The 26,526-nt window shown below is 75.8% G+C and carries 24 protein-coding genes; 18 read left to right on the top strand and 6 right to left on the bottom strand.

Going from position 1 to position 26,526, the window contains the following annotated elements; translation table 11 throughout:
• The first annotated feature begins 90 nt into the window (after positions 1 to 90).
• From M1O15_RS26150 to M1O15_RS26100, 11 genes are all read left to right on the top strand, one after another.
• Positions 91 to 1,353 (top strand): serine hydrolase domain-containing protein, encoded by a 1,263-nt coding sequence (locus M1O15_RS26150; protein WP_248636642.1) that lies wholly within the window; start codon positions 91 to 93, stop codon positions 1,351 to 1,353.
• A gap of 103 nt (positions 1,354 to 1,456) precedes the next feature.
• Entirely contained in the window at positions 1,457 to 1,897 is a 441-nt protein-coding gene (locus M1O15_RS26145) for a hypothetical protein (protein WP_248636641.1), read from the top strand.
• Positions 1,898 to 3,026: 1,129 nt separating this feature from the next.
• Positions 3,027 to 4,253 carry an MFS transporter gene (locus M1O15_RS26140; RefSeq protein WP_248636640.1) on the top strand — a complete coding sequence of 409 codons (1,227 nt, stop codon included), beginning with the start codon at positions 3,027 to 3,029 and terminating at the stop codon, positions 4,251 to 4,253.
• A gap of 238 nt (positions 4,254 to 4,491) precedes the next feature.
• Complete coding sequence (locus M1O15_RS26135) at positions 4,492 to 5,028, top strand: hypothetical protein (RefSeq protein WP_248636639.1); 537 nt, start codon at positions 4,492 to 4,494, stop codon at positions 5,026 to 5,028.
• 469 nt (positions 5,029 to 5,497) lie between these two features.
• Positions 5,498 to 7,645, top strand: a complete 2,148-nt coding sequence (locus tag M1O15_RS26130) for a hypothetical protein (RefSeq protein WP_248636638.1) — start codon at positions 5,498 to 5,500, stop codon at positions 7,643 to 7,645.
• A 93-nt stretch (positions 7,646 to 7,738) separates the two neighbouring features.
• Positions 7,739 to 9,250, top strand: a complete 1,512-nt coding sequence (gene pelF / locus M1O15_RS26125; RefSeq protein WP_248636637.1) for a GT4 family glycosyltransferase PelF — start codon at positions 7,739 to 7,741, stop codon at positions 9,248 to 9,250.
• Positions 9,247 to 10,602 (top strand): hypothetical protein, encoded by a 1,356-nt coding sequence (locus M1O15_RS26120; RefSeq protein ID WP_248636636.1) that lies wholly within the window; start codon positions 9,247 to 9,249, stop codon positions 10,600 to 10,602. The genes pelF and M1O15_RS26120 overlap by 4 nt, the downstream gene beginning before the upstream one ends.
• Positions 10,603 to 10,662: 60 nt before the next feature.
• Complete coding sequence (locus M1O15_RS26115; RefSeq protein ID WP_248636635.1) at positions 10,663 to 11,664, top strand: SDR family NAD(P)-dependent oxidoreductase; 1,002 nt, start codon at positions 10,663 to 10,665, stop codon at positions 11,662 to 11,664.
• 74 nt (positions 11,665 to 11,738) lie between these two features.
• Entirely contained in the window at positions 11,739 to 12,452 is a 714-nt protein-coding gene (locus M1O15_RS26110) for a nucleotidyltransferase family protein (RefSeq protein ID WP_248636634.1), read from the top strand.
• Positions 12,453 to 12,459: 7 nt separating this feature from the next.
• Entirely contained in the window at positions 12,460 to 13,383 is a 924-nt protein-coding gene (locus tag M1O15_RS26105) for an NAD-dependent epimerase/dehydratase family protein (protein ID WP_248636633.1), read from the top strand.
• A complete protein-coding gene (locus M1O15_RS26100) occupies positions 13,380 to 14,336 on the top strand; it encodes an endo alpha-1,4 polygalactosaminidase (protein ID WP_248636632.1) in 957 nt (318 codons plus the stop codon). The genes M1O15_RS26105 and M1O15_RS26100 overlap by 4 nt, the downstream gene beginning before the upstream one ends.
• Here M1O15_RS26100 and M1O15_RS26095 read toward each other — a convergent pair.
• Positions 14,333 to 14,614 carry a DUF3253 domain-containing protein gene (locus M1O15_RS26095; protein WP_248636631.1) on the bottom strand — a complete coding sequence of 94 codons (282 nt, stop codon included), beginning with the start codon at positions 14,612 to 14,614 and terminating at the stop codon, positions 14,333 to 14,335. The genes M1O15_RS26100 and M1O15_RS26095 overlap by 4 nt on opposite strands.
• Positions 14,615 to 14,750: 136 nt before the next feature.
• On the opposite strand from M1O15_RS26095, the gene tsaD reads away from it, so the two are divergent.
• From tsaD to M1O15_RS26080, 3 genes are all read left to right on the top strand, one after another.
• Positions 14,751 to 15,830: a tRNA (adenosine(37)-N6)-threonylcarbamoyltransferase complex transferase subunit TsaD gene (gene tsaD, locus M1O15_RS26090; RefSeq protein WP_248636630.1), complete on the top strand. Its 1,080-nt coding sequence runs from the start codon at positions 14,751 to 14,753 to the stop codon at positions 15,828 to 15,830.
• A gap of 144 nt (positions 15,831 to 15,974) precedes the next feature.
• Positions 15,975 to 18,617 carry an alanine--tRNA ligase gene (gene alaS, locus M1O15_RS26085; protein WP_248636629.1) on the top strand — a complete coding sequence of 881 codons (2,643 nt, stop codon included), beginning with the start codon at positions 15,975 to 15,977 and terminating at the stop codon, positions 18,615 to 18,617.
• A gap of 170 nt (positions 18,618 to 18,787) precedes the next feature.
• Positions 18,788 to 19,126 (top strand): antibiotic biosynthesis monooxygenase family protein, encoded by a 339-nt coding sequence (locus tag M1O15_RS26080; RefSeq protein WP_248636628.1) that lies wholly within the window; start codon positions 18,788 to 18,790, stop codon positions 19,124 to 19,126.
• Positions 19,127 to 19,268: 142 nt separating this feature from the next.
• Here the strand turns inward: M1O15_RS26080 and M1O15_RS26075 are convergent, their stop codons facing one another.
• Positions 19,269 to 19,619 carry a winged helix-turn-helix transcriptional regulator gene (locus M1O15_RS26075; protein WP_248636627.1) on the bottom strand — a complete coding sequence of 117 codons (351 nt, stop codon included), beginning with the start codon at positions 19,617 to 19,619 and terminating at the stop codon, positions 19,269 to 19,271.
• A gap of 79 nt (positions 19,620 to 19,698) precedes the next feature.
• Here M1O15_RS26075 and M1O15_RS26070 point away from each other — a divergent pair, with 79 nt between their 5' ends.
• The gene (locus tag M1O15_RS26070) at positions 19,699 to 20,628 is read left to right on the top strand and encodes an NAD(P)-dependent oxidoreductase (protein ID WP_248636626.1); all 930 of its coding nucleotides are present in this window, start codon (positions 19,699 to 19,701) and stop codon (positions 20,626 to 20,628) included.
• Between the two features lie 83 nt (positions 20,629 to 20,711).
• Here M1O15_RS26070 and M1O15_RS26065 read toward each other — a convergent pair whose 3' ends face one another.
• A complete protein-coding gene (locus M1O15_RS26065) occupies positions 20,712 to 21,539 on the bottom strand; it encodes an alpha/beta fold hydrolase (protein WP_248636625.1) in 828 nt (275 codons plus the stop codon).
• Positions 21,540 to 21,763: 224 nt separating this feature from the next.
• On the opposite strand from M1O15_RS26065, the gene M1O15_RS26060 reads away from it, so the two are divergent.
• Positions 21,764 to 22,021: an HU family DNA-binding protein gene (locus M1O15_RS26060; RefSeq protein ID WP_248636624.1), complete on the top strand. Its 258-nt coding sequence runs from the start codon at positions 21,764 to 21,766 to the stop codon at positions 22,019 to 22,021.
• 34 nt (positions 22,022 to 22,055) lie between these two features.
• Positions 22,056 to 22,445 carry an SRPBCC family protein gene (locus M1O15_RS26055; RefSeq protein ID WP_282577282.1) on the top strand — a complete coding sequence of 130 codons (390 nt, stop codon included), beginning with the start codon at positions 22,056 to 22,058 and terminating at the stop codon, positions 22,443 to 22,445.
• A gap of 256 nt (positions 22,446 to 22,701) precedes the next feature.
• On the opposite strand, the gene M1O15_RS26050 is transcribed toward M1O15_RS26055, so the two are convergent.
• The gene (locus tag M1O15_RS26050) at positions 22,702 to 23,679 is read right to left on the bottom strand and encodes an NAD(P)/FAD-dependent oxidoreductase (protein WP_248636622.1); all 978 of its coding nucleotides are present in this window, start codon (positions 23,677 to 23,679) and stop codon (positions 22,702 to 22,704) included.
• Between the two features lie 78 nt (positions 23,680 to 23,757).
• Between M1O15_RS26050 and M1O15_RS26045 the strand changes: the two genes are divergently transcribed.
• Positions 23,758 to 24,351 carry a helix-turn-helix domain-containing protein gene (locus M1O15_RS26045; RefSeq protein ID WP_248636621.1) on the top strand — a complete coding sequence of 198 codons (594 nt, stop codon included), beginning with the start codon at positions 23,758 to 23,760 and terminating at the stop codon, positions 24,349 to 24,351.
• A gap of 14 nt (positions 24,352 to 24,365) precedes the next feature.
• On the opposite strand, the gene M1O15_RS26040 is transcribed toward M1O15_RS26045, so the two are convergent.
• Together M1O15_RS26040 and lnt are read right to left on the bottom strand one after the other, a co-directional pair.
• Positions 24,366 to 24,839 carry an NUDIX hydrolase gene (locus tag M1O15_RS26040; protein ID WP_248636620.1) on the bottom strand — a complete coding sequence of 158 codons (474 nt, stop codon included), beginning with the start codon at positions 24,837 to 24,839 and terminating at the stop codon, positions 24,366 to 24,368.
• Positions 24,840 to 24,891: 52 nt separating this feature from the next.
• Positions 24,892 to 26,505: an apolipoprotein N-acyltransferase gene (gene lnt, locus M1O15_RS26035; RefSeq protein ID WP_248636619.1), complete on the bottom strand. Its 1,614-nt coding sequence runs from the start codon at positions 26,503 to 26,505 to the stop codon at positions 24,892 to 24,894.
• Positions 26,506 to 26,526: the final 21 nt, after the last annotated feature.

Below are 26,526 nucleotides of genomic sequence, written 5' to 3'. Positions count from 1 at the left end.
AGGGGCGGCCCGGTCAGTCTGGTGCGCACAGCGCCCCACCGGCGCGGTGCCGCGCCCTCCCCCACCGCCCCCCTTCGTAAGGAATCAGCCATGCTGCCGCCCACCCGCTTCCGTCCCCCGTCCGGGTCCCTCCCCTCGCCGTCCGATCCCGCCGTGGCGGGCCGCTTCCGCCGGCGCGGTGCCGTACGGGGCCGGTCCGCCCGGCCGCTGGCGCTGCTGACCGCCGCCGCGGCGGTCGCCGCCGCGCTCGCCGCCGCCCCGGGCACCGCGGCCGCGGACCGGGCCGGTGACCCCGGTCGGGACGCGGGCCTGCGCGGGAAGCTGGAGCAGCTGGTGCGGACGCCCGGCGGGCCGCCCGGAGTGATCGCGGTGCTCCAACGGGACGGCGAGCGCCAGGTCCTCACCGCGGGCACCGCCGAGCTGGGCACCGGGCGGCCGCCCCGGCCCGGCGACCGCACCCGGCTGGCGAGCGCCTCGAAGATGTACACCGGCGCGGTGTCGCTCCAGCTGGTCGAGGAGGGCCGGCTGCGTCTGGACGACACCCTGGGCCGGCTGCTGCCCCGGCTGCCGAAGGCCTGGTCCGCGGTGACCCTGCGCCAACTCCTCGACCACACCAGCGGACTTCCGGACTACACCTCCGACGCCGGGTTCGTGCGGCTGGTGGTGGAGGACCCGCGCCGCCGGTTCGACCCGCGCCGGCTGCTGGACTTCGTCGCCGACGAGCCGCTGGGCTTCCGGCCCGGCACCCGCTACCGCTACTCCAACTCGGACAACATCGTGGTGGCGCTGATCGCCGAGGCGGTGACCGGCCGGCCGTACGAGAAGCTGCTGGCCGAGCTGGTGTACCGGCCGCTCGACCTGCGGGAGACCGGTCTGCCGGGCGGCTACCGGCTGCCGGAGCCCTACCTGCACGGCTACGACGTCGATCCGCCGGCCGCGCCGGAGGACGTCAGCGAGGTGCTGAGCGCGTCCGGGGTGTGGGCGTCCGGCGGCATCGTCGCCACCCCCCGGGACTTCAACCGGTTCGTCCGCGGCTACGTGGGCGGGCGGCTGGTCTCCGGCACGGTCCGCGAGGCCCAGTTCACCTTCCGGGCCGGCGGCGCGTCGGAGCCGGCCGGGCCGGGCACCAACGCGGCCGGGCTCGCCCTGTTCCGCTACACCACCCGGTGCGGGGCGGTGTACGGCCACACCGGCAACTTCCCGGGCTACACCCAGTTCGCGGCGGCGACCAGGGACGGCCGGCGCTCGCTGACCTTCACCATCAGCACGCAGACCAACAGGACCCTCAAGCCGGAGCTGCTGGCGAAGGTGCGGGCGGTGCAGGAGGACTACGTCTGCGCCCTGCTGCGCTGACCGCCCCCCACCAGGGCTTTCGCCCGTTCGAGTGGTGGGCCCGGCCGGGCGGCCTTACCGTCGGATTTCGGAAGAGCTCGGGCACGAGCCGCTGGGAGCCGACATGCGACGACACACCTTCCGGACGACGCTCACCCTCTGCGCCGCCGCGGGACTGGCGGCCGCGGTGGTGCCCGCGTCCGCGGCCGCACCGCAGGCCCCGCCCGCCCCCGAGGTGGTGGCAGTGGACTGCGCCGCGCGGGGCCAGGACCGGCCGGGCGACTACATCATCGCCTGCGGAGACGGCAACAACCGCCTGACGCGACTGCGGTGGACCTCCTGGGGCCCGGACGGCGCCGTGGGCACCGGCGTCAACGTGGTCAACGACTGCCGCCCCTACTGCGCGGCCGGCACCCTCCGCTCGTACCCGGTGACCGTCCGCCTGGACCGCGCCGAGGTCTGGAAGGCCCAGCCCGACCTGCGGCGCTTCACCGAGCTGACCCTCAGCTACCCCGAGGCCAGCCCCGACCAGGCCGCGCGGGTCACCTACCGCCTCCCGGGCTGAGGGGCGGCTCAGGAGCCGCGGCGGCTCAGGAGCCGCGGTACGCACGGGCCCGACGGCCCAGTACGAGCCTGACGCCCGGGCACGGCATCCGCCCCCGGGCGTCAGGTGTGTGCACGCGGTACGCGGCGTGCCGAGCGGGTACGGGTGAGCCCCGCCCGGCCTCGCGTCGCGGACCCGCGCAGGGCCCGGGCCCCGGAGGCCCGGGGCCCCGGGGCCCGCGCCCGGGCGGGACGGGGTGACGCGCCCGAGCCCGTGCCGCGCCAGGACGGGCCCCGGGCTCCGCCGGGGGCGGTACGGGCCACGCCCGCAGACGCCGCCCGCGCCTGTACGGGCCGAGGCCCGGCATCTGCCCCCGGGGCGTCAGGCGTGGTGCGCGGTGCACCGAGTGGGTGGCGGGTGGGTCCCCGCCCGCCTCGCGCTTCGGCTCCCGCGGCCCGGCCCAGGGGCCACACCAGGGCCCGGCCTTGCGTTTCGGGCCCCAGGGCCCAGGAGCCCCAGGAGCCCGCGCCCTTCGAGGGGGCAACGCGCCCGAGCCCGTGCCGCGCCGGGTCCGGGGACCCGCGCCCTGCCGGAGGCGGTACGGGCCATGCCCGCAGGGCCCACCGGGACCGGAGCCAAGAGGCCGGGCCCCGCCCCGTTCCAGGGCAGTACGGGCCGTGCCCGTACTGGCCCTCGCGTACGCCTGCCCCCGCACCCCCGGCGCGGCAGCCGCACGACGCGCCCGCGCCGACACACAGGCCGCCCCCGGCCCAGGCCCAGGCCCAGCCTCCACGTACGGCGGCGCCCCGCGCCCGTACCCCCCGACGTGGCGCCCCGCACGACCCGACCCCGGTCGACATCGCGCCCTCCCCACCCCAGACCCGGGCCCCGCCCCTCCCCGGGCCCGGCCACGCCCCACACCACCCCAGACCCGGGCCCCGCCCCTCCCCAGGCCCGGCCCGGGCCCCACACCACCCCAGACCCGGGCCCCGCCCCTCCCCAGGCCCGGCCCGGGCCCTACACCGCCCCGCCCCGGCCCGGGCCCCGGCCCTCCCCAGGTCCGGCCCTCGCCCCACACCGCCCGCGCCACCGCCCCGGTGGCCCCGTGCCGGATCCTCGGTGACCGGGTTCGCGGCCGTAGGGTGCGGGGATGATCGCTCGCAAGGACGCGGCGGGGGCTCGCCGCACGGGGTCGCATCCCGGGTACCTGGCCGCCGCGCTGGTGTTCGCCGTCGGGATGGCGGGGACGACCCTGCCCACCCCGCTGTACGGGCTGTACCAGGAGCAGATCGGCTTCTCCGAGCTGATGGTGACCGTGGTCTTCGCGGTGTACGCGGTCGCGGTCATCGCCGTGCTGGTGCTGGCCGGCAACTACTCCGACGCGGTGGGGCGCCGGCCGGTGCTGCTGGTGGCGATGGGGCTCTCGGCGGCGAGTGCCGGGTGCTTCCTGCTGGAGGCCGGGCTGCCGCTGCTCTTCGCGGGGCGGGTGCTCTCGGGCGGGGCGGCCGGGCTGCTGAGCGGCGCGGCCACCGCGGCCGTGCTGGAGCTGGCCGGGCCGGAGCAGAAGGGGCGCGCGAGCTTCGCGGCCACCGCCGCCAACATGGGCGGCCTCGGCTGCGGTCCGCTGCTCTCCGGGGTGCTCGCCCAGTACACCTCCCACCCGCTGGCCTGGCCGTTCTGGATCCACCTCGGGCTGGTCGCGGTGGCGGCCTCGGTGGCCTGGTCGCTGCCGGAGACGGTGGAACACCCGCGCCGGCGGGCGCCGTTGCGGCCCCAGGGGCTGCGGGTCCCGCCCGAGGTGAAGGGCGTCTTCGGTACCGCCGCGCTGGCCGCGTTCGCCGGCTTCTCCCTGCTGGGGCTGTTCACCGCGGTCGCACCGAGCTTCGCGGCCAAGACCCTGGGCGTCACCGACCACGCCGTCGCCGGGGCGGTGGTCTTCTCCGTCTTCGCCGCCTCGACGGCCGGGCAGTCGCTGACCCAGCGGCTCGGGGCGTCCCGGGCGCTGCCCGCCGGATGCGGGGTGCTGGTGGTGGGCCTGGCCCTGGTGGGCTCCTCGCTGCTCGCCGAGTCGCTGGCGCTGCTGGTGCTCGGCGCGGTCTGCGGCGGGGTGGGCCAGGGGCTCGCCTTCCGCGCGGCGCTCACCCTGGTCAGCGGCGCGGCCCCGGCGGAGCACCGCGGCGGCACCATCTCGGCGTTCTTCACCGTCGCCTATCTGGGCATCTCGCTGCCGGTGGTGGGCGTGGGCGCGCTGGCCGTACGGCTGGGGCTGCGCACGGCGGGGCTGGTGTTCGCGGGCTGCGTCATCCTGCTGGCGGCCGGGGCCGGCCTGTACACCGCGCTGCGCCCGGCGGGGAAGCGGCAGACCGGTGCCCGCTGACCCGGGCGCCCCGCGGTACGGACCGCAGCCGCCCGAAATCCGCCATTCCTCTTGTGCGGGCCGCCGCCGACCTGCCCCGCAGTGAGCGCGGATTGACACAGGGTCACGCCCTGGCCCGGGCCCGTTCCGCGCGGCGCGCGGGGCGGCGGGCGGGCCGGTGCGGTTCGAGCCGGGTGTGCGCCGGGCGCCGGGGACGGGGGCAGACGGGGCGGCGCGGGGTGTCCTAGCGTGCCGCGCCATGCGGATCACACACCTCACCAGAGCGTCCCTCACCGCGCTGCTCGCCCTCGCCGCCCTGCTGCTCGGGACGGCCCTGCCGGCCGCGGCCGCGCCCCGGGCCGCGGCGGCCGGGCCGGACCTGGTCTTCACCACCAGCCAGGCCACCGCCACCCCGGGCTCCACCGTGAACGTCACCATGACGTTCACCAACAACCAGGACACCGACGTCTGGTTCGTCTACCAGTCCATCCAGCCGACCTGGCCGACCACCCAGCGCCCGGACCTGAAGTACAGCTTCGATTCCTGCACCGCCCAGGGCGTGACCTGTTCGGGGACCGGCGGCACCAGCCTAAGTGTCAACTACGCGGTCCCGGTGCCGCCCGGCGCGCAGCGGAGCGTGGACATCGCCCTGACGATCGCCCCGGACTCCGGCTGCAACGGGTACATCGGCTTCTACTCGTACCTCTACTACGAGTACAACGGCGGCCAGTCCTCCAAGGACGGCGTCGTCTCCACGCCGGAGACCCGGATCGTCTGCGCACCGGCCGGTTCCTGACCGCACCACCCGCCCCCTGCGCCCCATCCGCACCCGCCGGTGGCCCGGGCGCGTCGCGACAGGCTCCCCCGACCTGTCCGCACGTGGCTGAAAACCATCGGTGGGGTGGATGGTTCGGCGGTGGCGGCGCCGACGCCTGGCGCACATGCCCCGGGCCCATGCCCCGCCACCGCGCCGGACACCGCTCGGCCCGTGTCCCGAACGCCCAGGACACGGGTCGGGCGGTGGTCCGGGGAGAAGCACGGAAGGATGGCGGAGGGGCCGTTCACCTGCCCCGCGACGGCCGGATTACGGCCGCGTTTTTGCGCCATGTTCCACGTCATGCACACGAAGCATCCACACAGGCCGCACTATGTGACGCGTCGGAGCGGCGCGACGGCCCCGGAAGCGGGCGCCGGTCGGGCCGGGGGGATGGGGGCGTGCCCGGAGGGGGAAACCGGGACCGCTCCATGGGGAGGGATGTCACCGCATGAAGCGGAGTCTGCGCACGGCCATGCTGACCGCCGGTGTGCTGCTGCTCGGATCAGGCGTGCCGGCCGCGCCGCTCGCCTCGGCGGCCGCCGCCGAGGCGGTACGGGTCGACCTGCGCGTCCTGGTGGTCTCGGACGGCGGACCGGCCACCGCGGCGATCGCCGCCGAACTGGCCGGTGCCGGCACGCCGTACACACTCGTGGACCTGACCCGGCCGAACCGGCCGGTGATCGACGCGGCGTTCCTGGCAGACACGGTGGACGGGCGGCCACGGGCGAAGTACCAGGCCGTGGTGCTGCCCAACGACGAGCCGTTCCCGGCCGGTTCGGCCGAGATGGCGGCGCTGGTCGCCTACGAGAAGGCGTACGGCGTGCCGCAGGTGGACGCCTACACCTACGCCCGGCCGCAGAACGGGCTCGACTACCCGGTGTACGGGGGCTATCTGGGCTCCGTGGACGGGGTGCGCGCCGAGGTCACCGCGGCCGGCCGCTCCGGCCCGTTCGGCTATCTGGACGGCGCCGTGCCCTTCGAGGACAACTCACCCACCGTCAGCGAGAGTTACGCCTTCCTCTCCAAGCCCGCCACCGGGGCCGACTTCACCACCTATGTGGAGGCGCCGATCCCCGGCCGCACCGGCCGCGGGGTGCTGGTCGGCGAGTACCGCCACGACGGGCGGCGCGAGCTGGTGGTGACCTTCGCCTACAACCAGCACCAGCAGCAGTTCCGGCTGCTGGCCCGGGGCATCGTGGACTGGATGACCCAGTCGGTGCGACTGGGCACCTCCCGGAACCACTTCGCGGTCCATGTGGACGACGTCTTCGCGGCCGACGACCGCTGGGACAGCACGCTCAACTGCACCCCGGGGGACGTGGACTGCGCCCCGGGCACCGGCACGCCGAACCCGATCCGGATGACCCCGGACGACGTGGCGTACGCCACCGACTGGTCGCGGCGCCGCGGCTTCACCCTGGACATGGCGTTCAACGGCGGCGGCAGCGTCGAGCACCGCGAGGAGAACGGCGGCGCCGACCCCACCGCCGACCGGCTGGTAGCCGACCGCGAGACGTACCGCTGGATCAACCACACCTACGACCACCCGTACCTGGGCTGCGAGCAGGACGTGTCGACCGTGCCGTGGACATGCGCGGTGGGCCCGGACGGCACGACCAAGTGGGTGAGCCGGGCCGAGCTGGACCACCAGATCGCCGACAACCAGCGCTGGGCCGAGCAGGCCGGACTGACCGTGCGCGCGGGCGAGTTGGTGACCGGCGAGCACTCCGGGCTGAGGCTGCTGCCGCAGCAGCCGGAGGACAACCCGCAGCTGGCGCCCTCGCTCACCGCCCACGTGGTCTCCTGGCTGGGGGCGGACAACTCCCGCGACCCGGGCCAGCGTCCGGTCGGCTCGGCGCTCACCGTGGCACGCCACCCGATCAACATCTTCTACAACGCGGGCCGGGTGGCCGAGCAGGTCGACGAGTACAACTGGATCTACACCAGCCGCGCCCAGGGCGGCAGCGGACTGTGCGAGAACCTCCCCGGCACCACCTGCCTGGACGCCCCGCTGGACCCCGCCACCGGCTACACCGGCCACATCGTGCCGCTGGAGACCCGGACCGCGCTGGGCCATGTGCTCTCCGGCGACCCCAAGCCGCACTTCGTCCACCAGTCGAACCTGGCCGAGGACCGCATCGGCTACCCGGTCCTCGACGGCGTCCTCGACGCCTACCAGGGGCTGTTCGCCGACAGCACCCCGCTGGTCAACCTGCCGATGAGCGCCATCGGCGCCGAGCTGCGCGACCGCGCGGCCTGGGACGCGGCGCTGGCCGCGGACCGGGTCACCGCGTACCGGATCGGCGACACGGTGACGGTGAGCGCGCCCGAAGGCGTCCCGGTGGCCGCCACCCTGCCCGCGGGCACCCGGATCGGCACGGACGGCGAGGGCGGCGCCTTCGGCGAGCCGTACGCCGGGACTCTCTCCGGCCGGGTCGCGGCCGGGGCGGACGGCACCCTGGTCCTGGACCTGCCGGCCCCGCCCGCGGCGCCCGCCGCCCACGCCCCGGGGGTGGCCGAGCGCCACGGTCCGCCGCCGCGGACCCCGGTGCCGGCTGGGGTCGCCCGCCCCGTCCCGTACGGCGCCGAGCGCTGACCCCACCTCCCCTGCCCGGCCCCGTCCCACCCCCGCCGGCCGCACACCGGCGGGGGCACCACAGGCCGGCCCCTGCTGCCGCGGAGCACCACCATGCACGTTCAGTCCGGCGCGCCCCACCCTGGCGCGGCGCACGTCACCCTGCTCACCGAAGGCACCTACCCGCACAGCCACGGCGGGGTCAGCGTCTGGTGCGACCAGCTCGTCCAGGGCATGCCCGATCTGGCCTTCCAGGTCATGGCGGTCACCGGCAACGGCCGCGAACCGCTCGCCTGGGAGCTGCCCCCGCAGGTCGCCGAGGTGGTCTCGGTACCCATGTGGGGCCCGGCGCCGCCCGGTTCACCGCCGCGCGGCCGCCGCGAGCGCCTCCTGATGACCGCGTACGAGCACTTCCTCGCCGCGCTGCTCGACCCGGCCGAGGAGGAGGGGTTCGGGCCCGCGCTCTACGTGCTGGCGGCGGCCGCCCGGGACGGACTGCTCAGCCCGGCGCTCCGCTCGGACCGGGCGGTGCGGGTGCTGGCCGGGGTGTGGAACCGCCCGGGCCTGGAGGTACGCGAGGCCCGGCCGACCCTGCACGACGCGGTGACCGCGACCAGTCTGCTGGAGCACGCGCTGCGCCCGCTGGCCGCCGAGCCGCCGCGCACCGGGGTCTCCCACGCGGTCAGCGGCGGGATAGCCGTGCTGCCGGGCCTCACCGGACTGCACGAGCACGGGGTGCCGCTGCTGCTGACCGAGCACGGGGTCTACCTGCGGGAGCGGTACCTGAGTTACCGCAGCTCGCCCTACCGCTGGCCGGTGAGGGCGGTGCTGCTGGGCTTCTTCCGGCTGCTGGCCGGGGAGACCTACCGGCGGGCCGCGCTGATCACCCCGGGCAACCGCTACAACCGGCTGTGGGAGGAGCAGGGCGGCGCCGACCCGGCGCTGATCCGCACCGTCTACAACGGGGTGGACCCGGCGGCCTTCCCGGCCGCCGGACCGGAGCCGGCCGGGCCGGTGCTCAGCTGGGCGGGCCGGGTGGACCCGATCAAGGACCTTCAGACCCTGATCCGGGCGTTCGCCCTGGTCCGCGAGCGGGTGCCGGCGGCGCGGCTGCGGATGTTCGGCGGCACCCCGCGGGGCGGCGAGGCGTACCGGGAGCACTGCGAGGAGCTGGCCCGCTCGCTGGGGCTCGGCGAGGCGGTGGCGTTCGAGGGCCGGGTGGACGACATCCGGGACGCCTACGCGGCGGGCAGTGTGGTGATGCTCTCCAGCATCAGCGAGGGCTTCCCGTTCACCCTGATCGAGGCGATGTCCTGCGGCCGGGCCACGGTCTCCACCGATGTGGGCGGGGTCCGGGAGGCGGTCGGGGACACCGGTCTGGTGGTCCCGCCGCGCGATCCGCGGGCGATGGCGGAGGCCGTCCTCACCCTGCTGGCCGACCCGCCGCGCCGGGCGGCGATGGGCGAGGCGGCCCGGCTGCGGGTGATCGAGCAGTTCACCCTGCGGCAGACCGTGGACACCTTCCGCGCCATCTACCTGGAGCTGGCCGCCGGGACGTACCGGAAGCCGGACGCCGGGACACCCGCCGCCGGCGCGGCGGCCGGGCCGAGGAGCGTGGCCGGATGAGCCGCCGGACCGCCGGGCACACCCTGGACAGCGACACGGTGACCCTGCGGGTCGCCGGACCGGTGGACGAGCTGGCGGCGGAGCTGGCCGACCGGGCGGGCAGCGCGGTGCACCCCTACGAGGTGGCGGCGCTGCTGGAGTCCGAGGGGCTGACCGGCGAGCAGATACGCGAGCGCTACGGCCACCCCGACCTGTTCTCGCTGGCCGAGGACCTCTACCGGCGGGTGCCTCGCTCCTTCCCGGACCCGCCGGCGGGGGCCGACGCCTGGGCGCCGGACCATGTGCGCTGCATGCTGCGCGGGGTGCTGTTCGCCCTGCCCGGGCTGGCGTATCTGCTGGTGGCGCCGCTGCTGCGGGGCACCGGGGCGGTACCGGGCCTGGTGGTCGCCGGGCTGGTGTCCTGGGCCTGGGGGCAGGGGCTGGGCCACCGCACCTACGTCCGGCTGAACGCGGGGCGCCGGGAGGCCGGTCTGGTGCTGCTCACCGGGGCGCCGCTCGGCGCGGCGCTGGCCACCGGGTCGGCGCTGGCGGTGGCCGGCGCCCACCCGGTGGTGCTGTGGGCGGCGCTGGCCCAGTCGGTGTACCTGGCGGCCGCCGGGGTGCTGCTGGTGCTGGGCCGCGAGCGATCGCTGCTGGCGGTGCTGGCCCCGCTGGCCGGCGGGGCGGCGGCGCTGCCCTGGTGGGAGCCGGGCCCGCTGCTGCGGATCGCGCTGGTGCTGGCCACCGTGGCGGCGGCCGCGGCGGTGGCGGCCTTCGTGGTGGCCGGCGCCCTGCGGGCCGACCCGGCCGGGGACGGCCCCCGCGTCCCGTACCTGCCCTCCCTCCCGTACGGGCTGTTCGGGCTGGCGGCCGGGGTGCTGGTGCTCACCGCGGGCGCCGGGCACCCGCTGGCCGTGGTGGCGCTGACCGTCAGCATGGGCCCGGCCGAATGGCTGCTCTACCGCTTCCGGGGCCTGTCGGTGGCGGCGCTGCGGGCCTCCACCACCGTGCGCGGCTTCGTGCTGCGCACCGTACGCACGCTCGCCCTCTGCCTGGGCCTCTACCTGGTGCCGCTGATCCCGGCCGCGCTGCTCACCGGGGCGGACCCGGTGGGGCTGGTCGCGCTCGCCGCGGTGCTGTGGATCGCGCTGCTGCTCCAGGCGTTCGGCACCGCCTGGCCGACGGCGGCGATCTGCCTGCCGGCCGCGGCGGCCATCGCCGCGGCCACCGCGGGCCCGGCCTGGTCCAGCGGCGAGGGCATCACCCTGGGCGGCTCCCCCTGGCCCTGGGCCTGGCTGGTGTGTACCGGCGCGGCGGCGCTGCTGGCGGCCGTCGCCGTACGCCTGCTGGGCCGCCCCTCCGCACACGTCTGAGCCGTACCAGCCCGACCGCTCCCTGCCACGAACTCCCTTACGGAATAGAGGATCCCGCTCATGACCTCCAGCCCGCTCGCCGCGGTCACCGGCGCCGACGGCTTCATCGGCTCCCACCTCACCCAGGCCCTGGTGGCCTCCGGGCACCGGGTGCGCGCCATGGCGCAGTACAACTCCTTCTCCTCCTACGGCTGGCTGGAGGTGCTGCCCAAGGACGTGCTGGACCAGGTGGAGATCGTGCTCGGCGACGTCCGCGACCCCGGCTCGGTGCGGGCGCTCGCCGAGGGCGCGGACGCCGTCTACCACCTGGCCGCGCTGATCGCGATCCCGTACTCCTACCAGGCGCCGCACAGCTATGTGGACACCAATGTCACCGGCACCCTCAACGTGCTGGAGGCGGTACGGGCGCTGGGCACCCCGCGGCTGGTGCACACCTCCACCAGCGAGACCTACGGGACCGCGCAGACCGTGCCGATCACCGAGGACCACCCGATCAACACCCAGTCCCCGTACGCCGCTTCCAAGGCCGGCGGGGACCGCCTCGCGGACAGCTACCACGCCAGCTTCGACACCCCCGTGGTGACCCTGCGCCCCTTCAACACCTACGGCCCGCGCCAGTCCATGCGGGCGGTGATCCCCACCGTGATCGGCCAGGTGGCGGCCGGCTCGCGCACCATCACCCTGGGCGACCTGCGGCCGACCCGGGACTTCTGCTTCGTCGCCGACACCGCCGCCGCCTTCCTCGCGGTGGGCACCGCGCCCGCCGGGCAGGTGGTGGGCCGGACCTTCAACGCCGGTACCGGGGGCGAGATATCGGTCGGCGACCTGGTCCGGCTGATCGGCAAGGTGATGTCCGCCGACCTCGACGTCCGGGAGGACGAGCAGCGGCTGCGGCCGGCGGCCTCCGAGGTGATGCGGCTGGTCGCCGACGCCACCCGGCTGCGCGAGGCCACCGGCTGGGCCCCGGCGCACGACCTGGAGGAGGGGCTCGCCCGGACCGTGGAGTTCTTCCGCGACCCGGCCAACCTGGCCCGCTACAAGACCGACATCTACAACATCTGACGTCCCGCGCACACCCACCCCACCCTCGTACCACTTAACCCCGCACGACCCGTTCGCGACCAAGGAGGCTTCCCATGCACGCAGTGATACTCGCCGGGGGCAAGGGCGTCCGGCTGCGTCCGTACACCACCGCGCTGCCCAAGCCCCTGGTGCCCATCGGGGACCAGCACGCGATCCTGGAGATCGTGCTGCGCCAGCTGGCGGCGGCCGGGTTCACCAGCTGCACCCTGGCCATCGGCCACCTCGGCCAGATCATCCGGGCCTATGTCGGCAGCGGTGCCCGGTGGGGGCTGGACATCGACTACTCCACCGAGGAGAGCCCGCTCGGCACCATCGGCCCGCTGCTGACCATCCGGGAGCGGCTGCCGGAGAACTTCCTGGTGATGAACGGCGACATCCTCACCGACCTGGACTACGCCGACCTGGTGCGCCGGCACGCCGCCGGGAGCGCGCCGCTGACCATCGCCACCTACCAGCGCAAGGTCCACATCGACTTCGGGGTGCTCACCACCGAGGCCGGAAAGGTCGTCGGCTTCCGGGAGAAGCCGAGCATGGACTGCCGGGTGTCCATGGGGGTGTACGCGGTGTCCCGCGCCACCCTGGACCGCTACACACCGGGCCTGCCGCTCGGTTTCGACGAACTGATCCTCGATCTGCTGGGCGTCGGGAACCCGCCCGCGGCCTACGAGTTCGACGGCTACTGGCTCGACATCGGGCGGCCCGACGACTACGACCGCGCCAACGCGGAGTTCACCACCCACCAGTCGCTGCTGTTGAGGGGAGCCTGAGCACGTCATGCGCATCCTGGTCCTGGGCGCCACCGGCTATCTGGGCGGTCATGTCGCCGAGCGGCTGAGCGCCCTGCCGGGCGTCCGGCCGCTGTACGGCGGCCGCTCACCCGGCGCCGACCTGCCGGTGGACCTCGCCACGGCCCGCCCCGGCCCGCTCGCCGAGGCGCTCGCCGCGCTCGCCCCGGACGCGGTGGTCAACTGCGCCGGCGCGGTCGGCGGGGACCCGGTGGTGCTGGCCGAGGTCAACGCCCGCGGCCCGGCGGTGCTCTGCGCCGCGCTGCGGGAGGCGGCACCGGCCGCCCGGCTGGTCCACCTCGGCTCGGCGGCCGAGTACGGGCCGGGCCGGCCGGGTGAGCGGGTCCACGAGGACGGACCCACCCGCCCGGCCGCCCCCTACGGTGCCACCAAGCTGGCCGGCACCGTGGCGGTGGCCGCCTCCGGGCTGGACGCGGTGGTGCTGCGGGTCGGCAACCCGGTCGGCCCGGGCGCCCCGGCCGCCGGGCTGCCCGGCTCGGTGGCCCGCGCCCTGCTGCGCTCGGGCCCCGGGCCGGAGGCGGTGCTGCGGGTCGGCGACCTCTCCCCGTACCGGGACTTCGTGGACGTCCGCGACCTCGCCGAGGCCGCGGCGCTGGCCGCCACCCGCCCGGGGCCGCTCCCTGCCGTGCTCAACATCAGCGGCGGACAGGCCGTGGAGGTACGGGAGTTGGTGCACGCCCTGGTCCGGGCCTCCGGCTTCACCGGGCGCGTCGAGGAGAGCGCGGGCGGCTCCGCCCGCTCGGCCGCCGTCGGCTGGCAGTGCTCCGACGTCTCGGCCGCCCGCGCCGCCCTCGGCTGGGCGCCCCGCCACACCCTGGCCGACTCGGTGGCCGCCCTCTGGGCCTCGATCGCCGCCGAGCCGCTGGCCGCCGGCCCCGGCGGGGTGCGGTGAACCGCACCTCCGGGGCCCTGGCACCGCTCGCCGCCCTGCTCACCGTACTGGCGCTGCTCGCCCTGCCCGGCTGCTCCTCCCCCGCCCCGGCCCCGTCCCCTTCCCCCTCAGCGTCCGCCTCCTCCCCATCCGCCTCCTCCCCGTCAACTTCCGCGCCCGCCAGCCCGTCCCCCTCCCGTTCTCCTTCTCCCTCCTCCTCCGCCTCGTCCCCCTCCCCCTCCCGCTCCTCCTCCGGTCCGTCGAAGCCGGCCCGGGCGCGCTGGCAGCCGAAGCCGGGGACGCCCTGGCAGTGGCAGCTGGACGGGCGGGTGGACCCGAGTGTGGACGTGCCGGTGTACGACATCGACGCCTTCGCCAACACCGCCGAGGACGTGGCCCGGCTGCACCGCGACGGACGGCGGGTCATCTGCTACGTCAATGCCGGTGCCTGGGAGGAGTTCCGCCCGGACGCCGGGGACTTCCCCGAGTCGCTGCGCGGCGAGGGCAACGGCTGGCCCGGCGAGCGCTGGCTGGACATCCGCCGGCTGGACGTGCTGAAGCCCCTGATGGAACGGCGCCTGGACCTGTGCCGCGACAAGGGGTTCGACGCGGTGGAGCCGGATCTGGTGGACGGCTACCTGCATGACACCGGCTTTCCGCTGACCGCCGGGCACCAGCTCGCCTACAACCGCATGCTGGCCGACGCCGCCCATGCCCGCGGACTGGCCATCGGCCTCAAGAACGACCTGCCGCAGATCCCCCAGCTGGTGGGGCTCTACGACTTCGCCGTCAACGAGGAGTGTGCCCAGTACGACGAGTGCACCGCGCTCACCCCGTTCATCCGGGCCGGGAAGGCCGTCTTCCATGTCGAGTACGCCCTGAAGAACGACGACTTCTGCGGCGAGGCCCGGGCGCTGGGCCTGTCCTCCATGCGCAAGCGCCTGGACCTGGACCCCTGGCGCAAGCCCTGCTAGTCCCGCTTCCCGGGCGCCTTGCGCACCCGGATCGGCCCGCGGGCGGTGTCCATGTCCACCACCTCGCCGTGCTGGACCACCTCGACCCGGCCGGCGGCGACCAGACGGCGGACGGCCTCGCGGACCGGGTCCATCAGGGCCCGCCAGCCGTCTCCGGAGCCGGAGTGGGCGGCGCGGGCGGCCTCTGAGGGGCAGATCGTGGCGTTCTCGGCGCGCTGGTCGAGCAGGCGCAGCACGGTCTCCTCCAGCCGCTCGGGCGCGTCGGGCCGACGGCTCATGGGCGGGCCTCCCTTCCCTGTACGGGCGCCGGGTACCCCCGGAGCGGCCGCACCACCGCGCGGCTTGTTGCACATTACTTGCACCTACGATGGACAGGCAGAAGAGCGAACGGAAGAGGCGGAAGAGGGTGGGCGCGTGGCGGCGGGACGCATCGTGCTGGGCATCGAGTCGTCGTGCGACGAGACCGGTGCCGGGATCGTCAGCGAGGGGCGGCTGCTCGCCCACGCGGTGGCGTCGAGCATGGACGAGCACGCCCGGTTCGGCGGGGTGGTGCCGGAGATCGCCGCCCGCGCCCATCTGCACGCGCTGAACCCGGTGGTCCGTGAGGCGCTGGACCAGGCCGGGCTGCGGCTCGCGGACATCGACGCGGTCGCCGTCACCACCGGCCCGGGGCTCTCCGGGGCGCTCCAGGTCGGGCTGGCCGGGGCGAAGACCCTGGCGTACGCGCTCGGGGTGCCGCTGTACGGGGTGCACCACCTGGCCGGGCATGTGGCGGCGGACACCCTGGAGCACGGCCCGCTGCCCGACCCCTGTGTGGTGCTGATCGTGTCGGGCGGCCACACCTCGCTGCTGCTGGTGCGCGACCTGGTCCGGGACCCGATCCTGCACCTCGGGGACACCGTGGACGACGCGGCCGGGGAGTGCTTCGACAAGGTGGCGCGGGTCTTCGGGCTGCCCTATCCGGGCGGGCCGGCCATCGACCGGGCGGCCCGGGGCGGCGACCCGGCGGCGGTGGCGTTCCCCCGGCCGCTGACCGGGCCCCGGGACGACCCGTACGCCTTCTCCTTCTCCGGGCTGAAGACGGCCGCCGCCCGCTGGGCCGAGCGGCACGGGGACACCCCGCTGCCGGTCGCCGACGGCGCCGCCTCACTCCAGGAGGCGGTGGCCGATGTGCTGACCCGCAAGGCGCTGGCGGCCTGTGCGGCGTACGGCGTCTCGACGCTGGTGGTGGTCGGCGGGGTGGCCGCCAACTCCCGGGTGCGGGCGCTGGCCGAGGAGCGCTGCGCGGCGGCCGGGATCACCCTGCGGGTGCCGCGGATGGGGCTGTGCACCGACAACGGCGCCATGATCGCGGCGGTCGGCGACCTGCTGGTCCGCTCCGGCGCCGAGCCCGCGCCGCTGGAGGTGTCGATCGACCCCTCCGCGCCGCTGGAGTACGCCGCGCTGCGGCCGGTGGCCGCCGGGAGCCCGCCCGCCCTGGCCGGAGCCGCCTGAACGACGGCGCTGAACCGCCTCACGACGGGCGCCGGAGCCGCCTGATGACGGCCACCGGAGCCGTCAGACGACGGGCGCCGGAGCCGCCTGACGGCTGCCGAGGCCACCCCTCCCCCACCCCCTTCCGACCCTTCGGAGCACCTCTTGCGCACCGCCGAGATCCGCACCCGCTTCCTGGACTTCTTCGCCACCCGCGGCCACACCGTGGTGCCCAGCGCGCCGCTGCCGACACCCGACCCGACGCTGCTGTTCGTCAACGCCGGAATGGTGCCGTTCAAGCCGTATCTGACCGGGGAGAGTGCCGCGCCCTGGCCGCGGGCGGCCAGTGTGCAGAAGTGCGTGCGCACCCTGGACATCGAGGAGGTCGGCAAGACCACCCGGCACGGCTCCTTCTTCCAGATGAACGGGAACTTCTCGCTCGGCGACTACTTCAAGGAGGAGGCGATCGCCTTCGCCTGGGAGCTGTCGACGGCCGCCCCGGCGGACGGCGGCTACGGGCTGGACCCGGAGCGGATCTGGGTGACCGTGCACCACGCGGACGAGGAGTCGCGGGCGCTGTGGCGGCGGATCTCCGGGCTGCCGGACGCCCGGATCGTGGCCCGGGGCGATGAGGACAACTTCTGGTCGATGGGGGTGCCCGGGCCGTGCGGTCCGTGCTCCGAGCTGTACTACGACCGGGGCCCGGCGTTCGGCCGGGAGGGCGGCCCGGCGGTGGACGAGGACCGGTTCATGGAGTTCTGGAATTTGGTCTTCATGCAGTTCGAGCGGGGTGAGGGGCCCGGCAAGTCCGGTTATCCGATCCTGGGCGAGCTGCCGCGCCGCAACATCGACACCGGGATGGGCCTGGAGCGGATGGCGACCCTGCTCCAGGGCGTGGACAACCTCTACGAGACCGACGAGACCCGGCCGGTGCTGGACCGGGCCGCCGCGCTCGCGGCCGTACGGTACGGGGCGGACCCGGCCGCCGACGTACGGCTGCGGGTGGTCGCCGACCATGTCCGCACGGCGCTGATGCTGCTGGCCGACGGGACGGCCCCGGGCAACGAGGGCCGCGGCTACGTCCTGCGCCGCATCCTGCGCCGGGCGGTGCGCTCGATGCGCCAACTGGGCTACCAGGACCCGGCGCTGCCCGAGCTGCTGCCGGTCTCCCGGGACCGCATGGCGCCGAGCTACCCGGAGGTGGCCGAGCAGTTCGCGCGGATCTCCGACCAGGCGTACGCCGAGGAGGAGGCCTTCCGGGCCACCCTGCGCCAGGGCACCGCCGTACTGGACACCGCGGTGGCCAAGGTCAAGGCGGAGGGCGGGCGTTCGCTGCCCGGGGCGCAGGCCTTCCTGCTGCACGACACCTACGGCTTCCCGGTGGACCTGACCCTGGAGATGGCGGCCGAGCAGGGCGTGGAGGTGGACCGCGAGGGCTTCACCGCGCTGATGGCGGAGCAGCGTGAGCGGGCCAGGGCGGACGCCCGGGCCCGCAAGTCCGGCGGCTCGGCGGACACGTCGGCGCTGCGTGCGGTGCTGGACGCGCACGGCCCCACCGACTGGGTGGCCTGGGAGGCGCTGGCCACCGAGTCCCGGGTGCTGGCGGTGCTGGGCGCCGAGGGGCCGCTGCCGGTGGCGGCGGCCGGGCGGATCGCCACCGTGGTGCTGGACCGCTCGCCGTTCTACGCGGAGTCCGGCGGCCAGGAGAGCGACGCGGGCCGGCTCTCCTCGGCCTCCGCCGAGGCGGAGGTGCTGGACGTCCAGCGGCCGCTGCCCGGGCTGGTCGCCCATCAGGTGCGGGTCACCGGCGGTGAGCTGGCGCCCGGCGACACCGTGCACGCGGCGGTGGACCCCGAGTGGCGGCTGGGCGCCCGGCAGGCGCACTCGGGCACCCATGTGCTGCACGCCGCGCTGCGGGAGGTGCTGGGCCCGACGGCGCTGCAGGCCGGCTCGTACAACCGCCCCGGTTATCTGCGGCTGGACTTCCCCTGGCGCGGCGGCCTCTCCGCGGGCGTGCGCGGTGCGGTGGAGGAGGCCGCCAACCGGGCGCTGCGCCGCGATCTGCCGGTGGACGTGCGGTGGATGACGCTGCCGGAGGCCAAGGAGCTGGGCGCGCTGGCCCTGTTCGACGAGACCTACGGGGAGCGGGTGCGGGTGGTCGAGATCGGTGGGGCCTGGTCGCGGGAGCTGTGCGGCGGCACGCATGTCGGCCATGCCTCGCAGATCGGCACGGTGGCGCTGGCCTCGGAGGGCTCGGTGGGCGCCGGGATGCGCCGGATCGAGGCGGCCGTCGGGGTGGAGGGGTTCGGCTATCTGGCCCGGGAGCGGGACCTGGTCTCCCGGATCGCCGAGCAACTGGGCGCGCCCCGGGCGGAGTTGCCGGAGCGGATCGCGGGGCTGCTGGACCGGCTGAAGGCGGCCGACCGGGAGAACGCCCGGCTGCGGCAGCGGGCCGTGCTGGAGCGCGCGGCGGCACTCGCCGGTCAGGCGGTGCGGGCCGCCGGTACGCGGGTGGTGACCGCCGTGGCCGAGGACGGCGAGGAGCCGCGCGCCCTGGCGCAGGCGGTACGGGACCGGCTGCCCGCCGCCCACCCGGGGGTGGCGGCCGTGGGCGCCCCCTCCGGCACGGTGGTGGTGGCGCTGAACGAGGCGGGGCGGGCGTCCGGGCTCGACGCCGGGGCGCTGGTCAAGGAGCTGCTGCACGGGCGCGGCGGCGGTTCGCCGGTGCTGGCCCAGGGCGGCGGACTGCCGGCCGGGGAGCTGCGCGCGGCACTGGACCGGCTGCCGGGGCTGGTCGCGGGAGGCTGACCGGGTGGAGCGGCGGTACGCCGAGGGTCCCGGCTGACGGGGCCGGTCGCCGGCCGCCGACCGGGTACACCGCTTCGTACGCCGAAGGGTCCCCCGCACCGGGTTGCGCCGCGCGGGGGACTACCGCCGCGTACCGCTCCCCCGCCCCCGGTAAGGGGAACTCACTCCCCATGACCGCTACCGCGAACATCGTCGGCGACCGCCCGGTGGCGACGCTGATCAACGTCTTCACCGTGCCGGCCGACCGGCGGCAGGAACTGCTCGACCTCCTCGGCCGGGCCACCGAGGAGACCATGAGGCACCAGCCCGGCTTCCTCCGCGCCAACTTCCACGTCAGCCTGGACGGCGAACGGGTCGTCAACTACGCGCAGTGGGAGTCCGAGGAGCACTACCGCGCCATGCTGGAGAACCCCGAGGCGCGGGTCCACATGGACCAGGCGGCGAAGATCGCCACCGATGTGCAGCCCCGGCTGTTCCGCGTGGTCTCCAGCCACACCCCCGCGCACTGAGCCGCCGCCGTCCCCCTCTTCCCTTGGCGCGGGCCGCCCGGGTACCCACCTTTTTGTGGGTACTTGGCGGCCCGCGCCGCCCGTATGAGACTGGAACCCGCAAGGGATCGAGCACCGGAGAGGGGGCGGCGGGGAATGGGGTTCAGGAGGACCGGCGGGCCTCGGCGAGGACCTCCAGCCGGCGGTGGCCCCAGTCGGAGAGCGGAGCCAGCGCCTCGCTCAGCTCACGGCCGAACGGCGTGAGCGAGTAGACCGTCTTCAGCGGCAGCACATCGTGCACCTCCCGCTCGACCAGACCGTCCCCCGCCATCTCGCGGAGGGTGGCGGTCAGCACCTTCTCACTGAGCCCGGGCAGCTCCCGGCGCAGTTGCCCCGGCCGGCGCGGACCGGATTCCAGCAGCCACAGCAGGGCCGTCTTCCACTTGCCGTCGATCACGGCGATCGCCGCCGTTACTCCGCAGACGTCCGGATCCTCGGCACGGCTCCGTGTCATCACGCGCCCCCTTCGTCGTCCCCGAACACGCGCGTCCACGCGCCCGTTCGCCCTCTCGTCCAGTCAGGAGCCTCTCAGCATGTCACTGTCCGGCACCCCCCGCTCCTCCCCCTCCGTCACCGTGCTCGGGCTCGGCCCGATGGGCCGGGCGCTGGCGGGCGCCTTCCTGGCGGCCGGGGTGCGCACCACGGTCTGGAACCGTACGCCCGGCCGGGACCGGGAGCTGCTGGAGCGCGGCGCCACCGGGGCGGCGACCGCCGCCGAGGCGGTCGCCGCGAGCCCGCTCACCGTGGTCTGCGTGGTCGACTACGACGCGGCCGACGCGGTGCTGCGGCCCGAGGGGGTCGCGGCGGCGCTCAAGGGGCGCACCGTGGTCAACCTCACCGCCGACACCCCGGACCGGGCGCGCGAGACCGCCGACTGGGCGGCCGCGCACGGCGTCCGCTACCTGGACGGGGCCATCATGACGCCGACCACCACCATCGGCACCGGGCACGCCGTCTTCCTGCACAGCGGGCCCAAGGACCTCTACGAGGAGCACCGGCCGGTCCTGGCGGCGCTGGGCGGCGCCCACACCCACCTCGGCGAGGACACCGGCCGGGCGGCGGCGTACGACCTGGCGCTGCTGGACGTCTTCTGGACCGCCATGGCCGGGTGGACCCACGCCCTGGCGCTGGCCCGGGCGGAGGGGGTGAGCGCCCGTGAACTCGCGCCCTTCGCCCAGGGCATCGCCGCCATCCTGCCGCCGCTGTTCGAGGAGACCGCGTCGGAGCTGGACGAGGGCCGGTTCGCCGGCGAGGGCAACCCGCTGACCTCCGCGGTGTCCTCCATGGCGCACATCGTCCACGCCGCCGAGGCGCACGGCATCGACAGCGGGGTGATGCGCGCGGCGGAGGGGATGGCGCGCCGGGCCGTCGGACTCGGCCACGGCGCGGACGGGTTCATCCGGATCACCGACGTCCTCGCCGCCCCGCTCGACGGGCCGGTGGGTACGGGGACGGCCGGCTGACCCGGTCGCGGTGCGGTCCGACCCGCGCGGGGGACGCGCCGGACCGCACCGCGACCGCCTCCGGCAGGCGCCGATCGGCGGGATCACCGGCCGAGGAACTCCAGCAGATCGGCGTTGAACCGCGCCTTGTCGCCCGGCACCATCGCGATGCCGTGCGAGCCGCCCTCGTAGACCTTCAGGGTCGCGTCCGCGATCAGCTGGGCCGCCTTGCGGCCGGTGGCGTCGATCGGCACGATCTGGTCGTCGTCGCCGTGCACCACCAGGGTGGGCACGTCGAACGCGGCCAGGTCGGCGTGGAAGTCGGTGTAGGCGAAGGCGTCCACACAGCGCACCCCGCCCTCGATCCGCTGCGCCATGGCCATGTACCAGAACGCGTCCTGGTTGCCCTGGGTCGCCCTGGTGCCCTCGCGGTTCGCGCTCAGGAAGCCGACCGCGGTCTCCCGCCAGAACTGCGAGCGCTCGTCGAGGATGCCCTTGCGCAGCCCGTCGAAGACCTCCTCCGGTACGCCCTCCGGGTTGTCCGGGCCCTGGAGCATCAGCGGGGGGATCGCCGACAGCAGGACGGCGGAGCGGACCCGTCCGGTGCCGTGCCGGCCGATGTAGCGGGCCAGTTCGCCGCCGCCCATCGAGTGGCCCACCAGGGTGGCGTCCCGCAGGTCGAGCGTGGTGAGCAGGTCGTCGAGGTCGTCGGCGAAGGTGTCGAAGTCATAGCCGTCGAACACCGGGGCGGAGCGGCCGTGGCCCCGCCGGTCGTGGGCGACCGCGCGGTAGCCGGCGTCCGCGACCGCTTTCATCTGGTCCTGCCAGGCGTCGCCGTTGAGCGGCCAGCCGTGGATGAAGACCACCGGCCGCCCCTGCCCCCAGTCCTGGTAGAAGAGGTCCACCCCGTCACGTGTCGTACAGATCGGCACAGCGTCCGTCCTTCCCGTCGGGCGCCGCCCGGGCCTTCCTCACCCGGCCCGACCGCGCCGCCGCCCATCCTGAGGCGCCGCCCGGCCGCCGCAACTCGGGCGGCCGCCCCGCGAGGGCCCGGCGTCCACCGGGCGGCGTACGGCTGCGGGCGCGCGCGGGCGCCGGGTGCCACGATGGCCGGGAACGGGACGGGCGGCACGACGCAGTGAGGGACGGGTGAGCCATGGACAGGTCCGGGCTGATCGAGGCCACGGTCCGCAAGGCCGCACAGGACGGTGGCGGCCTCGGGCCGGAGGACGTGGGGCGGGTGGTCGACGCGCTGTTCGGCACCGTGGAGCACTCCGGGTCGATCGCCGAGGCCATCCGGGCGGGCCAGACGGTGGCCCTGCTGGGGTTCGGCGACTTCCACGCGGAGGACGGCGCGGCGGCGCTCCGGCCCGGGAAGGCGCTGGTCGAGTTCCTCCGGGGCAGCACCGGATGAGCGCCCGGCGGTGCGGAGCCGGCCGGTGGCGTCGCTGACGCTGCACGCGACCGGCCCGGCCCCGCCCGGCGAGGTGTGGCGGCGCTACACCGCACCCGGGCTGTGGTCCTCCTGGTCGCCGCAGATCAGGGCGGTGCGCACGGACGCGGAGCGGATCCGGCCCGGGCTGCGCGGCGAGGTGGTGTCCTGGCTCGGGATCCGGGCCGCCTTCACCGTGGAGTCGGTGGACGAGGCGGACCGCTCCTGGAGCTGGCGGGTGCGGCTGGGCCCGGTCCGCCTGCGCCTTCACCACGAGGTCCGGCCGGGTCCGGACGGCGGTACGCGGACGGTGCTGCGGCTGACCGGCCCGCCCCCGGCCCTCGCCGCCTACGCCCTCCCGGCCCGCTGGGCCCTGCACCGCCTGGTCCGCACCCGCCTCCCCTGACCCGGCCACCCGGGCCACCGGGGAGCGGCCGCACCCGGCCGTACGCGTCAGGGCCGGACCCGGCCGTACGGGACAGCGCGCACGCGGCGGCGCGGCTCAGGCCCGATGGGGCCCTATGGCCCAGGCCGGGGTCGACGGCTTCTGGTGGGCGGCGCCCCTCGCCCGGCCACCGCAGACCGTCGTCCCCGAGCACCGGAAGCCCCCGGGCAGCCGCCCGGGGCGGCGGCGCGGCTCGGGCCGGGCGCGGCCCCGCCGCTCACACCGGCGCCGCGGAGCGGTGCGCGGCGAGGGCCCGGTCCGTCTCCTCGGTCACCAGGTCGGCGTTGATCCGGGCGGCCGCGAAGGCGGCGGCCGAGGCGGCGGCGCCGACCTGGGCGGACAGGTCCGTCACATTGCCGGCCGCCCACACCCCGGGCACCTCGGTGCGGCCGGTCGGATCGGTCACCAGGTGCTCGCCGAACCCGGCCGGGTGCTCCACCGTCCGCAGCCCGAGACCGGCGAGGAACCCGGCCCGGGCCTCCATCCGGGTGGCCACCGCGAGCGCCTGGCGGGCCACCACCGTGCCGTCGGCGAGCCGCACCCCGGTCAGCCGGTCCCCGGCGCTCTCCACGGCCGCCACCTCGCCGGTGACCACGGTGATCCCGCGGGCGGCCAGCCGCTCGGCCTCCTCGCCGGCGGGCGGCACGGTGTCATGGGCGAGGTACACCACGTCCGCGGTCCACTGCCGGAACAGCAGCGCCTGGTGCGGGGAGTTCGGCCCGGTGGCGAGCACCCCGACGGCCCGGTCCCGGATCTCCCAGCCGTGGCAGTACGGGCAGTGCAGCACATCCCGCCCCCACCGCTCCCCCAGCCCCGGCACCGGGGGCAGCCGGTCCACCAGCCCCGCGGTCACCAGCAGCCGGCGGGCCCGGACGCTCCCGCCGCCGGCCAGCGACACGGCGAACCCGTCCCCGTCCCGTACCGCGCCGCTCACCTCCGCACGCACCACCCGGCCGCCGTAGCCGCGCACCTCCTCGCGGCCGCGGGCCAGCAGCTCGGCCGGGGGTACCCCGTCCAGCGCCAGCAGCCCGTGCACCCCGGTCGCCGGGGCGTTGCGCGGCTCGCCCGCGTCGACCACCAGGACGGAGCGCCGGGCCCGGGCCAGGGTCAGCGCCCCGCTCAGTCCGGCGGCACCGCCACCGACCACCACCACGTCGTACGCGCCGCTCACACCGTTCGTCTCACCGGTCACCATGACCACCTCCGGGTCCGACCGTGCCGCGCCCACCCGGCCCCTGGCAAAGCACCTTGCCGAAGTGGCAAGCTGGTGGGCATGGACGTCGAACCGGATCAGACCCTGGAGTCGGTGGGGCCCCGGCTCCGCGCGCTGCGCAAGCGGCGGGAGAGCACCCTGGCCGCCCTGTCGGAGGCGACCGGCATCTCGGTGAGCACCCTGTCCCGGTTGGAGTCCGGGGACCGCCGGCCCACCCTGGAGCTGCTGCTGCCGCTGGCCCGCGCCCATGGGGTGACGCTGGACGAGCTGGTCGGCGCTCCGCCGACCGGGGACCCGCGGATCCATATGCGCCCGGTGACCCAGCACGGCCGCACCATGGTCCCGCTGACCCGGCGCCCCGGCGGGATCCAGGCGTACAAGCTGATCCTGCCCGGCCGGACGGCGGAGGAGGAGCGCGAGCCGAAGACCCATGACGGCTACGAGTGGATGTACGTGCTCGACGGGCGGCTGCGGGTGATCCTCGGCGAGCACGACCTGGTGCTGGCCCCGGGTGAGGCCGCCGAGTTCGACTGCCGGGTGCCGCACTGGTTCGGCTCGGCGGACGCCAGACCGGTGGAGTTCCTCAGCCTGTTCGGCCGCCAGGGCGAGCGCGCCCATCTGCGGGCCCGCCCCCGGGCCGGCACCGCCGAGTAGGCGGCGAGCCGGACTCAGGAAGGAGCCTCGAACCAGGTCGGGGCGTCGGCGAGCGCCTGCTTGATCCGGAAGGTCTCGTACTCCCGCATCGGCGGCAGGGCGTCCGGCCGGAACCAGCCGACCTCCAGCGACTCGTCGTCGTTGACCCGGGCCTCGCCCCCGGTGGCCCGGCAGCGGAAGCAGATGTCCAGGTACTGGCACCGGTCGCCGCCCGGGTAGGTGACCGGGTCCAGGGTCTGCACCAGCACGACCCGCTCGGCCACGCAGTCGACGGCGGTCTCCTCGTGCACCTCGCGCACGATCGCCTCGGCGGGCTGCTCCCCCGGCTCCGGGATGCCGCCGATGATCGACCAGCGGCCGGTGTCCGACCGCCGCCCCAGCAGCACCCGGCCCCCGTCGTCCAGCACGACGGCCGAGACACCGGGCAGGAAGAGCAGCTGGTGGCCGAGGGTGGCCCGGATCTCGCGGAGGAAGTCGGGAATCGCCATACCGGCCACCCTAGGGGCCCGGCGTCGGGCGACGGAAACGGCGGCGGGCGGTCTACGGGGCTGCCGTGCGGCCCCGCCGGCGCCGGGCGCCGAGCACCCCGGCCCAGACGATCCCCGCCGCGCCTCCGCCCAGCAGCAGGCACTCCGGCAGCACGCCCAGCCGGGTGGCCGGGGTGAGCGAGGAGCGCAGCGGGACCTCGTCCACCAGGGCGTCGGGGGTGAACATCCGGGTCTGCTCCACCACGGTGCCGTCCGGGCGGATGATCGCGCTGACCCCGCTGGTCACCGGGACGACCACGGCGCGGCTGTGCTCGACCGCCCGCACCCGGGACATGGCGAGCTGCTGGTAGGTCATCTCGCTGCGCCCGAAGGTGGCGTTGTTGCTGGGCACCGAGATCAGCCGGGCGCCGTCGGTGACGGTGTCCCGGGCGGCCCAGTCGAAGGCCGCCTCGTAGCAGGTGACCAGCCCGACCCGGGTGCCGGCCAGGTCGAAGACGCCGACCGCGCTGCCCGGCCCGAAGTCCCGGCTGACCCGGTCCACGTCCTTGTTGAAGACCCGCACCAGGGAGCGCATCGGGATGTACTCGCCGAACGGCTGCACATGGCGCTTGTCGTAGGTGGCGACCGGGCCGCGCCCGGGGTCCCACTGGATGAGGGTGTTGCGCAGCCTGCCGGTGTCCGGGGTGAGGACGGCGCCGATCACCGTGGGCACCCCGATCGCCCGGACCGCGCCGTCGATGACCTCGCGGGCGTCGGGGTTGCGGTAGGGGTCGAGGTCGGAGGAGTTCTCCGGCCACAGCACGAAGTCGGGCTTCTTCTCCTTGCCGGCGGCCACGTCGGCGGCGAGCTGCCGGGTGCGGTCGGCGTGGTTGTCCAGCACCGCGCGGCGCTGCGCGTTGAAGTCCAGGCCGAGCCGGGGCACGTTGCCCTGGATGGCGGCGACGGTGGCGGTGCCCTCCTCGGGGGCGTCCGAGACCAGCGGCAGCGCGGCCGCCGCGCCGGCGAACGGGGCGAGCAGCGCGAGGGCCGCGGCGGCGAGCGGTCCGCGCGGCAGGGTGCCGGTACGGCGGGCGGTCAGCCCCAGGCGGACCGCCTCGTACAGCCCGTAGCCGCACAGCGCGACCGCGAAGCCCAGCACCGGCGTGCCCCCCACCGCGGCGAGGGGAAGCAGGAAGCCGTCGGCCTGGCCGAAGGCGATCTTTCCCCAGGGGAAGCCGCCGAACGGCACCCGGGCGCGGGCCGCCTCGCCCGCAACCCAGACCGCCGCGGCGAACACCGGCCAGGCGGGCAGCCGGGAGACGGCGGCGGTGAGCAGCCCGGTGGCGCCGACGAACACCGCCTCGGCGGCGACCAGCGCCAGCCACGGCACCGGCCCGACCTCCTCGCCGGTCCACACCAGCAGCGGCGCCAGGAACCCCAGCCCGGCCAGATACCCGAGCCCGAACCCTGCGCGCAGCCGACGGCCGCGCAGCACCCAGCCGAGCAGCGCGAAGGCGGGGATCGCGAGCCACCACAGCGGCCGCGGCGGGAAGCTGAGGAAGAGCAGGACCCCGGCGAGGACGGCCGCCGCGGGCCTGCCCAGCCGCCGCAGCAGCCGAACCCGCCGTTCACCGCCGGAGGCGGGGGCGGGGGGCTGGGCGTCGGGGACGGTCATGGTGGCGCTCACGGTCCGGAGTGTACGGCGGCG

This window comes from Streptomyces lichenis, assembly GCF_023218175.1.
In the GTDB taxonomy this organism is placed as follows: domain Bacteria; phylum Actinomycetota; class Actinomycetes; order Streptomycetales; family Streptomycetaceae; genus Streptomyces; species Streptomyces lichenis.
The sequence above is the reverse complement of the archived record's forward strand: the minus strand, read 5'-3'. Positions and strand labels throughout refer to the sequence as shown.

Bases quoted from the DNA above. Each gene is read 5' to 3' on its own strand.
- M1O15_RS26150 (WP_248636642.1), top strand. From the start codon at position 91: ATGCTGCCGCCCACCCGCTTCCGTCCCCCGTCCGGGTCCCTCCCCTCG.
- M1O15_RS26145 (WP_248636641.1), top strand. From the start codon at position 1,457: ATGCGACGACACACCTTCCGGACGACGCTCACCCTCTGCGCCGCCGCG.
- M1O15_RS26140 (WP_248636640.1), top strand. From the start codon at position 3,027: ATGATCGCTCGCAAGGACGCGGCGGGGGCTCGCCGCACGGGGTCGCAT.
- M1O15_RS26135 (WP_248636639.1), top strand. From the start codon at position 4,492: ATGCGGATCACACACCTCACCAGAGCGTCCCTCACCGCGCTGCTCGCC.
- M1O15_RS26130 (WP_248636638.1), top strand. From the start codon at position 5,498: ATGAAGCGGAGTCTGCGCACGGCCATGCTGACCGCCGGTGTGCTGCTG.
- pelF (WP_248636637.1), top strand. From the start codon at position 7,739: ATGCACGTTCAGTCCGGCGCGCCCCACCCTGGCGCGGCGCACGTCACC.
- M1O15_RS26120 (WP_248636636.1), top strand. From the start codon at position 9,247: ATGAGCCGCCGGACCGCCGGGCACACCCTGGACAGCGACACGGTGACC.
- M1O15_RS26115 (WP_248636635.1), top strand. From the start codon at position 10,663: ATGACCTCCAGCCCGCTCGCCGCGGTCACCGGCGCCGACGGCTTCATC.
- M1O15_RS26110 (WP_248636634.1), top strand. From the start codon at position 11,739: ATGCACGCAGTGATACTCGCCGGGGGCAAGGGCGTCCGGCTGCGTCCG.
- M1O15_RS26105 (WP_248636633.1), top strand. From the start codon at position 12,460: ATGCGCATCCTGGTCCTGGGCGCCACCGGCTATCTGGGCGGTCATGTC.
- M1O15_RS26095 (WP_248636631.1), bottom strand. From the start codon at position 14,614: ATGAGCCGTCGGCCCGACGCGCCCGAGCGGCTGGAGGAGACCGTGCTG.
- M1O15_RS26080 (WP_248636628.1), top strand. From the start codon at position 18,788: ATGACCGCTACCGCGAACATCGTCGGCGACCGCCCGGTGGCGACGCTG.
- M1O15_RS26075 (WP_248636627.1), bottom strand. From the start codon at position 19,619: ATGACACGGAGCCGTGCCGAGGATCCGGACGTCTGCGGAGTAACGGCG.
- M1O15_RS26070 (WP_248636626.1), top strand. From the start codon at position 19,699: ATGTCACTGTCCGGCACCCCCCGCTCCTCCCCCTCCGTCACCGTGCTC.
- M1O15_RS26060 (WP_248636624.1), top strand. From the start codon at position 21,764: ATGGACAGGTCCGGGCTGATCGAGGCCACGGTCCGCAAGGCCGCACAG.
- M1O15_RS26050 (WP_248636622.1), bottom strand. From the start codon at position 23,679: ATGGTGACCGGTGAGACGAACGGTGTGAGCGGCGCGTACGACGTGGTG.
- M1O15_RS26045 (WP_248636621.1), top strand. From the start codon at position 23,758: ATGGACGTCGAACCGGATCAGACCCTGGAGTCGGTGGGGCCCCGGCTC.
- M1O15_RS26040 (WP_248636620.1), bottom strand. From the start codon at position 24,839: ATGGCGATTCCCGACTTCCTCCGCGAGATCCGGGCCACCCTCGGCCAC.